This is a genomic window from Pseudoalteromonas sp. J2K-J031 (assembly GCF_058197095.2).
On the sequence record NZ_CM200279.1, the window covers coordinates 1,529,610 to 1,543,953 of the forward strand.

General features: G+C 39.9%; 10 protein-coding genes. 4 read left to right on the top strand and 6 right to left on the bottom strand.

Going from position 1 to position 14,344, the window contains the following annotated elements:
- Positions 1-89 precede the first annotated feature (89 nt).
- Complete coding sequence (gene topA, locus AC3KZC_RS07160) at positions 90-2,735, top strand: type I DNA topoisomerase (protein WP_490576790.1); 2,646 nt, start codon at positions 90-92, stop codon at positions 2,733-2,735.
- 79 nt (positions 2,736-2,814) lie between these two features.
- Here topA and AC3KZC_RS07165 read toward each other — a convergent pair whose 3' ends face one another.
- The 3 genes from AC3KZC_RS07165 to AC3KZC_RS07175 are packed head-to-tail and all read right to left on the bottom strand — an operon-like array spanning position 2,815 to position 5,930.
- Positions 2,815-3,579 carry a hypothetical protein gene (locus AC3KZC_RS07165; RefSeq protein ID WP_490576791.1) on the bottom strand — a complete coding sequence of 255 codons (765 nt, stop codon included), beginning with the start codon at positions 3,577-3,579 and terminating at the stop codon, positions 2,815-2,817.
- A gap of 59 nt (positions 3,580-3,638) precedes the next feature.
- Complete coding sequence (locus tag AC3KZC_RS07170) at positions 3,639-4,328, bottom strand: sensor histidine kinase (protein WP_490576792.1); 690 nt, start codon at positions 4,326-4,328, stop codon at positions 3,639-3,641.
- Between the two features lie 9 nt (positions 4,329-4,337).
- Positions 4,338-5,930, bottom strand: coding sequence for a response regulator (locus AC3KZC_RS07175; protein ID WP_490576793.1), 1,593 nt, complete (start codon positions 5,928-5,930; stop codon positions 4,338-4,340).
- 172 nt (positions 5,931-6,102) lie between these two features.
- On the opposite strand from AC3KZC_RS07175, the gene cysB reads away from it, so the two are divergent.
- Entirely contained in the window at positions 6,103-7,080 is a 978-nt protein-coding gene (gene cysB, locus AC3KZC_RS07180) for an HTH-type transcriptional regulator CysB (protein ID WP_490576794.1), read from the top strand.
- A gap of 65 nt (positions 7,081-7,145) precedes the next feature.
- On the opposite strand, the gene AC3KZC_RS07185 is transcribed toward cysB, so the two are convergent.
- The 3 genes from AC3KZC_RS07185 to pabB all read right to left on the bottom strand — a co-directional run bounded on the left by AC3KZC_RS07185 (position 7,146) and on the right by pabB (position 10,498).
- Entirely contained in the window at positions 7,146-8,522 is a 1,377-nt protein-coding gene (locus AC3KZC_RS07185; protein WP_490576795.1) for an L-serine ammonia-lyase, read from the bottom strand.
- Positions 8,523-8,594: 72 nt separating this feature from the next.
- Positions 8,595-9,113: an NUDIX hydrolase gene (locus AC3KZC_RS07190; protein ID WP_490576796.1), complete on the bottom strand. Its 519-nt coding sequence runs from the start codon at positions 9,111-9,113 to the stop codon at positions 8,595-8,597.
- Positions 9,114-9,154: 41 nt separating this feature from the next.
- On the bottom strand, positions 9,155-10,498 hold the full coding sequence (gene pabB, locus AC3KZC_RS07195) for an aminodeoxychorismate synthase component I (protein WP_490576797.1): 1,344 nt from the start codon (positions 10,496-10,498) through the stop codon (positions 9,155-9,157).
- 162 nt (positions 10,499-10,660) lie between these two features.
- Between pabB and AC3KZC_RS07200 the strand changes: the two genes are divergently transcribed.
- Both AC3KZC_RS07200 and AC3KZC_RS07205 read left to right on the top strand, forming a co-directional pair.
- On the top strand, positions 10,661-12,193 hold the full coding sequence (locus AC3KZC_RS07200; RefSeq protein ID WP_490576798.1) for a fumarate hydratase: 1,533 nt from the start codon (positions 10,661-10,663) through the stop codon (positions 12,191-12,193).
- A 69-nt stretch (positions 12,194-12,262) separates the two neighbouring features.
- Positions 12,263-14,290: a S9 family peptidase gene (locus AC3KZC_RS07205; protein WP_490576799.1), complete on the top strand. Its 2,028-nt coding sequence runs from the start codon at positions 12,263-12,265 to the stop codon at positions 14,288-14,290.
- Positions 14,291-14,344: the final 54 nt, after the last annotated feature.

Here is a 14,344-nt window from a genome sequence, read left to right on the forward strand (position 1 = left end):
CTGGCAGTTTGTCGATATACCTTTAATAATAGAGCCCTAAACGGGTGTAATTAATCAAATTGAATGTTAATTGTTCAAAATAGGCAGACATGGGTAAATCGTTAGTAATTGTTGAGTCACCGGCTAAGGCTAAAACAATTAATAAATACTTAGGGAAAGATTTTGTGGTGAAGTCCAGCGTTGGACATATCCGCGATCTTCCAACTTCAGGTTCGGGCCAGAATAAAAAATCTTCAACGGGTAAAACACCTGCGGAAGTACGTAAAATGGACCCTGAAGAAAAAGCCGCTTATAAACAAGCTCGTGACTACAGTAATTTGGTTGCGAGAATGGGTATTGATCCAGCTAAAGGCTGGCAACCACATTATGAAATCCTTCCGGGTAAAGAGAAGGTTGTTCAAGAGCTGCAAAAATTAGCTGAAGATGCTGACCAAATCTATCTCGCAACCGACTTAGATAGAGAAGGGGAAGCCATAGCATGGCACCTCGAACAAGTAATAGGTGGCGAGTCGAGCAAATATAAGCGTGTTGTGTTTAATGAAATTACGAAAAATGCAATCCAACAAGCATTCTCTACACCGGGTGAATTGAATACTGACATGGTCTATGCGCAGCAAGCAAGGCGCTTTCTAGACCGTGTTGTGGGCTTTATGGTGTCGCCTCTGTTATGGCAAAAAGTAGCAAGAGGTTTATCTGCAGGGCGTGTGCAATCGGTCGCTGTGCGTGTGCTTGTTGAACGTGAACGCGAAATTAAAGCATTTATTCCTGAAGAGTATTGGGATTTGCATGCAGATGTTGCCGCCAAAGAAGAGCAAATACGCCTTGCGGTTGTAAAATATCAGCAACAAGCATTTAAGCCTGTTAATAAAAGTCAAACAATGGCAGCTGTAGCTGCATTAGAAAATGCACAATTTACTGTGGTTGAAAATGAGAAAAAACCTAGTAAAAGTAAACCAACAGCGCCTTTTATAACTTCTACAATGCAACAAGCGTCGAGTAACCGCTTAGGCTATGGTGTTAAGAAAACCATGATGTTAGCCCAGCGTTTATACGAAGCGGGTTATATTACTTATATGCGTACCGATTCAACCAACTTATCAGCAGATGCTGTAGCAAGTTGTCGTGAATATGTCGCTGATAAGTTTGGGCAACAGTATTTACCAGCAGAACCTATTTCTTATAGCTCTAAAGGGAATGCTCAAGAGGCTCATGAAGCCATTCGACCATCTAATGTGGCATTTTTATCAGGTGACTTAGATGGGGTTGAAGCTGACGCTAAGAAGTTATATGAGCTGATATGGCGTCAATTTGTCGCGTGCCAAATGGTTAATGCGGAATACGACTTAACGACTATTACTGTAGAAGCAGCAGATTACCAATTAAAAGCCAAAGGCAGAGTGTTGGTTTTTGATGGTTGGACTCGAGTACAACCTGCTATTCGTAAAAAGAATGAGGAAGAGCAAGCATTACCTAAAGTTGAAGTGGGTGATGTACTGATACTTGAGCAGCTTGACCCATTACAGCACTTTACTAAGCCTCCTGCTCGATTTGGTGAAGCAAGCTTAGTTAAAGAGCTTGAAAAGCGAGGAATAGGGCGACCATCGACTTATGCCGCTATTATTTCAACAATTCAAGATAGAGGCTATGCCCGTGTTGAAAATCGCCGATTTTTCGCAGAAAAAATGGGTGAAATTGTTAATGATCGCTTAGTTGAGAATTTTACTGAATTACTGGATTTTGATTTTACAGCAAAGATGGAAGGTCAATTAGATGACATCGCGCTTGGAAAATTAGAATGGACTGATGTACTTGATACCTTCTATAAAGATTTTTCGCTGCAACTTGATGTAGCGGGTAAAGAAGAAACTGAAGGTGGCATGCGTCAAAACCAAATGGTTGAGACGGATATCAAATGCCCAACATGTGAACGTAACATGGGGATCAGAACTGCTTCTACCGGCGTATTTTTAGGCTGTACGGGTTATAACCTCCCACCGAAAGAACGTTGCACTACAACTATGAATCTAACTAGTGGTGATGAAGCACTTGCAGTTGATTCAGAAGATGCAGAAACTGAAAGCCTACGTCATATGAAGCGTTGCCCGATATGTGAAACAGCAATGGATTCATATTTAATTGATGAAACGCGCAAATTACATGTGTGTGGCAATAATCCTGGTTGTCATGGGTACATTGTTGAATCAGGTGTGTTTAAAATCAAAGGATATGATGGCCCACTGATAGAGTGTGATAAATGTGGTTCTGATATGCAGCTTAAATCCGGTCGCTTTGGTAAGTATTTTGGCTGTACGAACGATGATTGCAAAAATACACGCAAACTACTTAAAAGTGGTGAAGCTGCACCACCTAAAGAAGATCCCGTTCATCTACCTGAGCTTGTTTGCGAAAAATCTGAAGCTTACTTTGTATTAAGAGATGGTGCGTCAGGCCTATTTTTAGCTGCATCAACGTTTCCAAAGTCACGAGAAACACGTGCACCGAAAGTGGCAGAGTTAAAGCGTTTTAGGGATCGTATCTCACCTAAGTTTTATTATTTAGCTGATGCACCTACAACCGATGCACAAGGTAATGAAACAATTGTTCGATTCAGTCGTAAAGCAAAAGAGCAGTACGTTATGACGGAAGTTGAAGGAAAAGCAACGGGCTGGACAGCGCATTATCAGCAAGGTAAATGGGTTGTTGAAGAGAAAAAAGCAGCCAGCAAAAAAGCTTAACATTGTTTTTTCACTAAAAAACCAGCTTAATATAAGCTGGTTTTTTTATTTTTAAATTATGATATTTTGGTTTAGGGCGTTACCACTTTTTCTTAGGTGCAAATAACACATCCAAATCGTCTTGTTCTTGCTCTGCTTTTTTCTTCCTGTCTGTGGCGTTTGTCACTTTGAGCTCATTGGTGATTTCTTCTAGCAACGCTTCAACCTCTGCTTTTTTAGTGACAATATATTCATCTGAGTAAGTTTGAGCTGAAAGTGTGGCAATCGCTTTTTCGAAGTATTGACGTGCGGAACCTAACATATTGGCTGAACGTGCTGCCATCCCTCGCTTAGCTTGGCTTTCTACGTTAATTCTTAATTGGAGCTTTTCTAATCGCTTATCTTCATTTAAAAATATTTGTGTATCTACTTTGCCTTTGGTGTGCTCGGAACGTAATAAATTACGTAATTTTTTAATGCCCTGTACAAGTCCGATAATTTGCTTGTCATTATCAGGCAATACGATTTTATCACCTGCAGATGAGTCTGTGCTCTGGGAGTTTTGCATTCTTTCATTTGATTCTACCAACCGTGATTTGAGTTCTTTTGAGGTAGGTGAAAGCTCACACATCGATCGAAGTGAATCTACAATTCGCTTATGTAAGACACCAATTAAAGCTGATGACATAGGTAAGTTAGCAGCATTCATTAAAATATCTTCGGTCTCTTCAATAATCTTTTTGTGCTTGGTTAATTCTTGACGACGTTCAACCTCTTGTTTTTCTCTATGTTGCTGTACTGCATTAACCCAAACGGCAATAACGATTAATGCAACTATTAATACTAAAATGATAGCAACTATCATAAATACATCTCTTTTAAATTTTTCATGATTATTCTCTAATCTTACCTAAATATATGAAGTTAGGGTAGTGTTAGGGTAAAGACACTGCCGTTAAATCGCCCGCCATTACTTAAGTTGATATGACCGCACACGTCATTATTACAATGTGCTTTGGCTATTAAGCTGGCAAAATACAAACCTAAGCCTGTGCGACTTTGACTTAGCGAGATGCTTGCCATCTGCTCATGAGAATTGAGCAGCATTTGTTTTGGATAACCTTTACCATCATCCATGATTTGTATATAAAGTTTTTTTTCTTTTATAAATGCTTTTAAAAGTAGCTGTGATGTTGAATAGCGCATTGCATTTACTAAAATGTCATTTAATAGGTTCGAAATTAAATCACTATCGAAAAACCATGATAACTCCTCTTCTACCTCTACAGTACACTGTAGCATTTTATTTTTAATATACATTTCGTTTTTAATTAAAAGCTCTTCAAACAATTCATCAAGATACACTTCTTCAATATTTAAAGGTAAAGCATCTTGTGAGTTTCGGTATAAAGCCAGCAGTTGTAATAAGTTTGAGTTTAATCGTGCAATTTCATAATGAAACTGAGCAAATTCGTTTTTACTTTGAGCATCATGTTCAAGCCTAGCGCTAATATGATCCATGGATTGTAATAATAAACAAAGCGAGTTCTTCATATCATGCATACTTGCAGCTAGCACAGTGGAAAAATCAAGAGGGGCAGAAGTGTTGGGCATATTCATTCCTTATTGTGCTAATTTTGCTTTGATATTTCGAAACAAACTTTGGCTATGAGCATAACGATGATCGGCAGGATCTATTGATTCTAATGATTGTGCACATAAAGTGAGTAATGCAGGTTCAATCGCTTTACGTTGATGGTTTTCGGCTAAACGATATAAACATTGTAATAGATTCAACGCGATATTGATATTTGAAGGTGAGTTCATTAATGCTGTTTTAAATGCATTTTTTGCCGCTAAGTAGTCTTTTTCTTTGAATTTCACCATTCCTTGTCGATTATAATTGTTTGCTTTGTTGAAGTTTTCTTGTGTGATAAGTTCTGCTTTATTATCTAAAAATTGTGAGTTTATGGTGTTTTTTACTTCAGGATCTTCAATCCGTTGCTCAACAAAGGTAATTTGGTTGATTAAATACGGTTTAAGGCGATCGGGTAACTGCTGGCAACGGGCTATTAACTCAGTAATTTCATTTAAACCCATCGCTTGATCATTACTTAAATATTTCAGCAGCGATTGGTGAAGGCTAAGGGCTATTGAGAGTTGTATATCTCCTGGATAACGCCTAGCGATATCTCGATAAATACCTGAGTATTCTTTTGGTGCTCTTAGTGAGAGCGAACCAAAAGACCCGAACTGTATTTGTAAAATAATTTGTAGTAAATGAAGGTAGTCATCTGGGTGGATTTTGACCGAATATTTACCTAATAAAATAACCTTTTTAAAGGCATTATACGCAATTTCTAAGTCTAGATACCTTTCAGCAAGAGAGCCTAGCTTTCGTTGCCTAATGAGTGAGTTAGGTGATAGTTCACTTGCGGTTTTTAACAGACTATAAGCTTCTTCAAATTGCCCGAGTGAGCATTGAGTTTCTGCAAGCAAATCGTAGGCTTCAAGGGCATTTTTATTCTTAGTGATAATTTTGTTACACAGGGGCTCAATGTGATTGAGCTCGTTTAAACCAGAGTAAGCGCGTGCAAGTCCCATCAGTGCCCAATTAAGCTCATGCTGTTCGAGCACGGTTGTAAAAACATTGACGGCTTTTGCATAAGAACCTGACTTTAATAAAATATCTCCTTTTAGGCGTAAGCAATGCATGACTAAGCGAGAGGATTGTTGTTGAATAGCATCACAACATTCAATCGCAAGGTTTGATTTTCCTTTACTAAGGGCTTGGTATATTGGATTGAACATTTCCTGGATTAACACTAGTTTGTCTAACCGTGTTTTTAATGTGTTGCGTGTAAATGGTTTGGCTAAATAATCATCAGGGCGGTATTCAAGTGCACCCATCACGAGCTCCATTGCTGTTTCTCCAGTGATTAAAACAAAAATAGTTCCTGGTTTTAGCAGCTCACGATGATTAAGTTCTTCTAAGAGTTGTAAGCCACTTAATCCTTCCCCTAAATTGTAATCGACCAAAATAACATTATGGTAATGTTCAGCGTATTTACCGATGGCTTCTTCGGCATTAATACACACATCCACATGTTTCGCTCCAAAGCTTTCAACCATCTGTTTGAGTGATAGGCGAAACTCTGAAAAGTCATCAACAATCAAAAATTTCAATTGTGTATAGCGTTGTAATGGATTAGTCATATTTTCGATTTTGATTCTTTTGTCAGTAAAAGGAAGTTATGGAGCTAAGTTAGTAATAATCTTAGTCAAAAGCTGGTTTTTTAACAAAAAATCTAATTTAAATTAATTATCACTTGGAATAGTTGACCCAAACGATTATAAATAAAGGTAATAAGAATAGATAAAATCGATCATGAAATTACAACAACTTAGATATATCGTTGAAGTGCTTAATCATAACCTCAATGTCTCTGCAACCGCAGAAAGCTTGTATACATCACAACCTGGCATCTCTAAGCAAGTTCGAATGCTTGAAGATGAGCTTGGTGTGCAAATTTTTGGCCGAAGTGGTAAGCATCTCACACATGTAACACCTGCGGGAAAAGATATTATTCACATCTCGAGAGAGATTTTATCAAAAGTTGAAGGGATTAAAGCTGTTGCAAATGAGCACACCTTGCCTGATCAGGGTAAGCTTAATATTGCGACAACTCATACCCAAGCTCGATATGCGTTACCGCAAGTTATTCAAGGCTTTATGAAAAAGTTCCCGAAAGTGTCTTTGCATATGCATCAAGGTACACCGCAGCAAATATCAGATGCCGCGGCCCGTGGTGATGCTGATTTCGCTATTGCCACCGAAGCGCTTCATTTGTATTCAGATTTAGTGATGCTGCCTTGTTATCATTGGAACCGTAGTATTGTAGTAACCAAAAATCACCCATTAGCGCAAAAAGTAAATAACTTAACGATTGCTGATATTGCAAAGTATCCATTAATTACTTATGTGTTTGGTTTTACAGGTCGTTCTGAGCTTGATAAAGCATTTAGTAAGCATGGGCTTGAACCTCAAATTGTATTTACTGCAACCGATGCTGATGTTATTAAAACCTATGTCCGTTTGGGTTTAGGTGTCGGGGTTGTCGCCTCAATGGCGATTGATAAACAAGCCGATCATGATTTGGTGTGTATTGACGCAAGCCATTTATTTGATGCAAGTACGACTAAAATAGGATTTAGAAAGGGTACATTTTTACGTACTTATATGTATGATTTTATTGAACGTTTTGCTTCGCATTTAACTAAAGAACGTGTTGAGCGCGCAAGTTTATTACGCAATCAAGAAGATGTTGATGCGTTATTTGCTGATATTGAGTTACCAATTCGTTAATTTATTTTAAACCCAGCAATAAAAAAGGCGGATAATCCGCCTTTTTTATTGCTTCAATTATGCTGTTAACATTCAATGATATTAACGGCTAAGCCACCACGGGCTGTTTCTTTATATTTAGTTTTCATATCATTACCTGTTTCCCACATGGTTTTGATCACTTTATCTAAAGAGACTTTTTGTTGACCAGAACCACGAAGTGCTAGGCGTGACGCATTAATTGCTTTAATTGCACCCATTGCATTACGTTCAATACATGGGACTTGCACTAAACCACCAACCGGATCGCACGTTAGGCCTAAATTATGCTCCATACCAATTTCAGCGGCATTTTCAACTTGCTCCACGTTTCCACCGACAATTTCAGTTAAAGCACCTGCAGCCATTGAGCAAGCCACACCGACTTCACCTTGGCAGCCTACTTCAGCACCAGAAATAGAGGCATTCTTTTTATATAAAATACCAATTGCCGCAGCTGTTAATAGGTAGCGTGTTGCAATATCACGGTCGACTCGTTTAACAAATTTATGGTAATACATTAATACCGCAGGAATAATACCCGCGGCGCCATTCGTTGGCGCTGTGACAACACGACCACCGGCCGCATTCTCTTCGTTGACTGCCAGAGCGAATAAATCAACCCAATCCATAGCACGCAAAGGGTCATCGTTTGTTTCAACATTAAGTTGTAAATAAAGACTCGGTGCACGGCGCTTTACTTTTAAACCGCCGGGTAAAATCCCCTCAGTACGAATGCCTCTTTCGATACAGGCTTTCATTACTTTCCAAAGGTTGTACAACTCGTCTTTGATTTGCTCTTCGGTACGCAATGTTTTCTCGTTTTTCATCATCAGAGTTGAGACACTGAAGCCTGATTCTTTACACATTTCAAGCAGCTCTTTGGCTGAATTAAAATCAAATGGCGCAGGGTTTAAAGTGCGAATTTCGATGGCTGCCGTTTTTTCATTATCAAAATCTTCGGCGGTCACAATAAAGCCACCACCAATCGAATAATAAACTTGTTGGCAAATAATGTTTTTACCTTGGTAGGCAATAATTTCCATTGCATTACTGTGCTTAGGTAATGTTTTACGGCGATGAAATACAATTGCGCCTTGAGTTGGAAATTTAACCGCATGGTTTTGATCAAGATAAATAATTTGTTCTTGTTCGATTTTTTGCAAAATACTATCGACTTGATCGGCATCGATGCTTTCAGGATCGTATCCTGCAAGCCCTAAAATAACCGCTTTGCCTGAGCCATGGCCAATTCCTGTTTGGCCTAGAGAACCAAACAACTCGACTTTAACTTCTGTCACTTGCTCAAAAAGGGCTAAGTCTTGCAGCTTTTTAACAAATAAGCGTGATGCACGCATTGGGCCTACTGTATGAGAGGAGGAAGGGCCAATTCCGATACTAAACATATCGAATGCACTGATCATAATTAAATCTCTTGAAACCTTGAACGGGCGCTAATCATAACCTGTATGCAATCTTATGCAAGATTGAATCAACTACAGGCTCACTTGTTTGACCAGATTACGAACAATTTGTGCAGTCGCACCCCAAAGGAGCCCATGATCTGAATAAAAACCTTGTAAAACACGGGGTTTATTATGACGAACAAAGGTTAAAGGCTGCCAGTTTTGCGCTGTTTTTAATTGGTTGAATGGAATATAAAACACTTTTTCAACTTCATTTTTATCAGGAATGATTGCTGACAAATCGGTGATAACTCCAACAAAAGGCTTTATCTCAAAACCGGTTAGCGTCCAATAAGCATCAAGTTCACCAATCATATTAATATGTTGGGCAGCCAGATTTAATTCTTCATTTGACTCTCTAAGGGCGGTGGTGCGTAAATCACCATCGTCTAATTCGTATTTACCCCCTGGAAAACAAATTTCAGCCGGATGGTGCTTGAGGTAAGTGGGACGCTTACAAAATAGTAGGTTTAACTCACCGCCAAGTTCGCACAGCGGTAATAACACCGCACTTTGTTTTGCGTGATGGGGATAACCTTGGTTACCCACCGGGCAGCACAATTGAAAGCGTGTAATAAAGTCGTTTAGAGTCACAGTAGTACGGGTAAAATTTTATTTACCTTATCGTACGTTTCTTGGTATTCAGAGTCTACTTTTGAATCAGCAACAATACCGCCGCCTGCCCAGCAGTGAACGCTTCCTTGATTAAACACTAAGGTGCGAATTGTTATGCTGGTATCCATATTGCCACAGGCTGAGATATAGCCAATTGAGCCGCAATAAACGGAGCGTTGATGAGGTTCAAGCTCTTCAATTATTTCCATCGCGCGAATTTTCGGTGCTCCGGTAATTGAACCGCCCGGAAAAGCCGCCTCAAGTTGATCAAGCGCTGTTTTATCATGGGCTAAGGTTGAGGTAACCGTACTGACCAGATGATGCACCGCAGGGTAGCTTTCAATCTTAAATAAATGCGGCACCAATACAGAACCCGGTGCTGCAACTTTGCCTAAATCATTGCGCAATAGGTCAACAATCATCACATTTTCGGCACGATCTTTGGGTGAGTTCTTGAGTTGTTCTGCACGATTTTTATCTTCAATCGGATCTGAACTACGGGGTAATGTGCCCTTAATGGGTTTGGTTTCAACCTGCTTATCTTTGACCTTAATAAACCGTTCTGGAGAGATGGACGCAATTTGTCCTTTAGGATGGTTAATATAGGCTGAAAATGGCGCTTGGTTTTTATCTCTAAGCGTTAAATATGCTTGCCAAGGCGCACCACAAAATTGCGCACTAAAACGCTGAGCCAGATTGATTTGGTAGCAATCGCCAGAGCGTAAATAATCCTGTATTTGACTAAACTTTTGGCTGTAACTGGTTTTATCCATGTTTGATAACCAAGGGCTGGTGAGCATAAATGAAGTCAGTTCAGGCGCATGGTTAAACTGGGTTTGATAAAGTGCCAAGCGGTCAAATCCCGGCTGGCTAATATAAAACCACGCCTGTTCGGCATGATGATAAATAAGAGCATCAGGATATAAGCCAACAGCCATATCAGGCAAATTGATATCGTGGCAACACTGTGTTGGCATTGTTTCTAGGTAGCGGCCCAAATCATAAGCAAAATATCCTAATAAGCCGCCACTAAAAGGAATATTCTCGCTTGTTTTGGCTGTGCTAAAACGTGCGAGCTGACTTTTTAAAACCTGAAACGATGACTTTGTTGTCGCTTCACCATCAATAAAACATAGACCCTGTTTTGCTTCAATCACAGTGACGGGGGCAAAACTGATAATATCAAATTGGTCATTTTTATTGGTTGGATTAGCTGAATCGAGTAAGATTGCCCATGCTTGATCCGCAAATTTGCTAAATAATTCAGTTGTATTGAGCTGAATGTCTAATTTTTTGCATGATATTTGTTCGTTTATCATTAACTTCTACTTACCAGACTGGTCGCCAAGGGACTGGGAGGGTATTATTAGAGAGATTCTAAACGAAACTAGCCGCATTTTCAGCTCTCGTTGCAATCAGAGCGCGAGCAAATGTAAACTAAAGCCTCCGTCATTGGTTTAACGACTCTTAAAGGACCGACCATGAGCATGATCCGTCAGCAAGATTTTATTGATAGCATCGAAGATGCATTACAATATATCTCTTTTTATCATCCACTTGATTTTGTTCAAGCTCTCGAAAAAGCGTATCACAAAGAACAATCTAAAGCGGCCAAAGATGCCATTGCGCAAATTCTAATTAATTCACGTATGTCTGCTGAAGGTAAGCGTCCACTGTGCCAAGACACCGGGATCATTACCTGTTTTGTTAAAGTCGGCATGGATGTATCGTGGGATAAAACCGATTTAACAGTGCAGCAAATGGTTGATGAAGGCACTCGCCGTGCATACATGAATCCAGATAACCCACTGCGTGCATCGATTGTTGCCGATCCTGCAGGCACTCGTAAAAACACTAAAGATAATACTCCTTCAGTAGTTCATATCGACTTAGTGGCTGGTGGTGAAGTAGAAGTGATGATCGCAGCCAAGGGTGGCGGTTCTGAAAATAAATCAAAAATGGTGATGTTAAATCCATCAGACGATATTGCTGAATGGGTTGAAAAAACGTTACCAACTATGGGCGCAGGCTGGTGTCCACCAGGAATGATTGGCATTGGTATTGGTGGCACAGCAGAAAAAGCCGCAGTCCTTGCAAAAGAATCACTGATGGATCCTGTTGATATTCATGAATTAATGGAACGTGGTGCGGTTACAACCGAAGAAAAGCTACGTCTTGAAATATTTGAACGTGCCAACAAATTAGGCATTGGTGCACAAGGTTTAGGCGGTTTAACGACCGTTGTTGACGTTAAAATTAAATCAGTGCCAACTCATGCCGCTTCAAAGCCTGTGGTGATGATCCCAAATTGTGCTGCAACACGTCATGTGCATTTTACACTTGATGGTTCAGGCCCAGCTAACTTAGAGGCGCCAAAACTTGAAGATTGGCCACAAGTGACGTTTGAAGTGGGTGCCGATACTCGCCGCGTTAATTTAGATACGTTAACAAAAGAAGATACCCAAGAATGGAAAATGGGTGAAACTGTATTGTTAAGTGGTACTATTTTGACTGGTCGTGATGCCGCACATAAACGCTTACAAGACATGATCAATTCTGGTCAAGGCTTACCAGAGGGCGTGAATTTTGATAATAAATTTATTTATTATGTTGGCCCAGTAGATGCAGTTCGTGATGAAGCGGTAGGTCCAGCAGGCCCAACAACGGCTACACGTATGGATAAATTCACCGATATGATGCTCGAAAAAACCGGCATTATCGGCATGATTGGTAAAGCAGAGCGTGGCCCTGCAACGGTTGAGTCGATTAAAAAGAATAAATCGGTTTATCTAATGGCTGTCGGTGGTGCCGCATATCTTGTTTCTAAAGCAATCAAAAAAGCCAAAGTAGTGGCATTTGAAGATTTAGGAATGGAAGCAATTTATGAGTTTGAAGTTGAAGATATGCCTGTCACTGTTGCAGTAGATAGTGAAGGTGCCAACGCGCATACGCAAGGCCCTGCAATTTGGAAAGCAAAAATTGCAGAACTTGATGCCGAATTAAGCAAAAAATAAGTCTGTTCACAATAATAAAAAAGAGCGCGCAGCGCTCTTTTCCTTTTAATACTCTGCAAAGGTAAAAAAATGATAAAAAGCGCTATTAGCCTTGCATTATTGGCTGGATTAACAGCACAAGTGCAAGCCGCAGAACCATTAACAGTTCAAAAGCTCAATAGTTTAAATAAGATTGGTAATATCAGTGTATCACCTGATGGTAGCCAACTTGTTTACTCTTTAAAAACACCCGATGGCAGCGATTTGTATTTAAAATCACTGACAAACCCAAAGCAAGCAGATACACGCCTGACCAGTTATCCGGGGTCGGAATCGGAAGTGACCTGGCTTAATGATGGTCAATCGATTTACTTTTTAGCTAATCGCAAAGAAAGCCATCAAGTTTGGCAGCTTAATTTAAGTGGGGGCGAGGCGACACCTGTCACTGATTTAGCTCTGTCTGTAAATGGTTATAAATTATCACCAGACAACAAAAAACTCGCGCTTGCATTAGACGTTGTGCCAGGGTGCCAAACAATTAGCTGTACGATAGATAAAACAAAACTATTTAACAGTGAAAAACACCATGCCTTGGTTTACGACCAACTCATGGTGCGCCATTGGGATACGTGGGGCGATCGTTTCCGTAGCCATATTTTTGTTGCAGATATCACAAAAAGCCCAATTAAAGATGCCAAAGATTTAACGCCAGATTGGGATACCGATATTCCTGCTAAACCATTTGCCGGTATGGAAGAAGTCACGTTTACTCCTGATAGCTTAAATGTGGTTTTTTCGGCTAAAGCGCCGAGTAAAGACCAATCTTGGACTACTAATTTTGATTTGTTTAAAGTGTCTATCGAAGGCGGGGCGGTTGAGAACTTAACTAAAGATAATTTAGCGTGGGATTCACAACCACAGTTTTCTGCTGATGGTCGTTTTATGGCGTATTTAGCCATGAAAAAACCAGGCTTTGAAGCTGACCGATTTGGTTTAATGGTTAAGGATTTAAAAACCGGCAAACTTGATGAAGTGGCACCGCTTTGGGATCGCAGCATTGATAGCTACCAATTTTCACCCAACAGTCGTGCTGTGTATGTAACTACACAAGATGTCGGGCAAAAAGGCATTTATGAGATCAGCACTAACTTTGGTGATGTGCGTAAAGTCTTTTCTAATGGGATCGCAGGTGACGTTCAACTAACCGACAATAAGATTGTTTTTAGTCGTCACACGTTAAGTTCACCTAAAGATATTTACCAAATTAACCTTGATGGTTCTGAGCTAACGCAACTTACTGATGTCAATCAGGCGAATTTAGCTGATATTAAATTTGGCGAATTTGAACAATTTAGTTTTCCAGGTTGGAACAATGAAACCGTTTATGGCTATTTGGTTAAACCGTGGAACTTTGAAGCAGGCAAAAAATACCCGATTGCATTTTTAGTGCACGGTGGCCCACAGGGGTCTTTTGGTAACATGTTCCATTACCGTTGGAATGCGCAATTATGGGCCGCACAAGGTTATGGTGTTGTCATGGTTGATTTCCATGGTTCAACGGGTTACGGCCAAGCATTTACCGACTCTATCTCACGTGATTGGGGTGGCAAACCGCTTGAGGATTTGCAAAAAGGCTTGGCATATATCACGCAAAAAGAGACTTGGTTAGATGGTAAAAATGCCTGCGCTCTAGGTGGTTCATACGGTGGTTATATGATGAACTGGATTGCGGGTAATTGGAACGATGGCTTTAATTGCTTAGTAAATCATGCAGGCTTGTTTGATATGGATAGTTTTCATCAAAGTACTGAAGAGCTTTGGTTTGCTGAACATGAAATGGGCGGCGAATTTTGGGCTAAAGATGCTGACTACGGTAAATTTAATCCAGCGTCGTTTGTTGATAACTGGAAAACACCGATGTTAGTGATCCACGGTTTAAAAGACTACCGAGTGCCCTATGCACAAGGTTTGGGTGCGTTTACTACCTTGCAACGTAAAGGTATTGACTCACGTTTAGTGGTATACCCAGATGAAAACCATTGGATTTTGAATCAAGATAATTTAATCCACTGGTATGACGAAGTATTTAGTTGGATGAAAAAACACACTCAAAAATAACATGAGTGGTTAAGTCAATAAAGGTGCGTTTATCGCACCTTTTTGCTATCAAAA

Excerpts from the sequence above, each read along its gene's own strand:
- AC3KZC_RS07205 (WP_490576799.1), top strand. The coding sequence starts at position 12,263 with ATGATAAAAAGCGCTATTAGCCTTGCATTATTGGCTGGATTAACAGCA.
- AC3KZC_RS07200 (WP_490576798.1), top strand. The coding sequence starts at position 10,661 with ATGAGCATGATCCGTCAGCAAGATTTTATTGATAGCATCGAAGATGCA.
- AC3KZC_RS07165 (WP_490576791.1), bottom strand. The coding sequence starts at position 3,579 with ATGATAGTTGCTATCATTTTAGTATTAATAGTTGCATTAATCGTTATT.
- pabB (WP_490576797.1), bottom strand. The coding sequence starts at position 10,498 with ATGATAAACGAACAAATATCATGCAAAAAATTAGACATTCAGCTCAAT.
- topA (WP_490576790.1), top strand. The coding sequence starts at position 90 with ATGGGTAAATCGTTAGTAATTGTTGAGTCACCGGCTAAGGCTAAAACA.
- cysB (WP_490576794.1), top strand. The coding sequence starts at position 6,103 with ATGAAATTACAACAACTTAGATATATCGTTGAAGTGCTTAATCATAAC.
- AC3KZC_RS07170 (WP_490576792.1), bottom strand. The coding sequence starts at position 4,328 with ATGCCCAACACTTCTGCCCCTCTTGATTTTTCCACTGTGCTAGCTGCA.
- AC3KZC_RS07185 (WP_490576795.1), bottom strand. The coding sequence starts at position 8,522 with ATGATCAGTGCATTCGATATGTTTAGTATCGGAATTGGCCCTTCCTCC.
- AC3KZC_RS07175 (WP_490576793.1), bottom strand. The coding sequence starts at position 5,930 with ATGACTAATCCATTACAACGCTATACACAATTGAAATTTTTGATTGTT.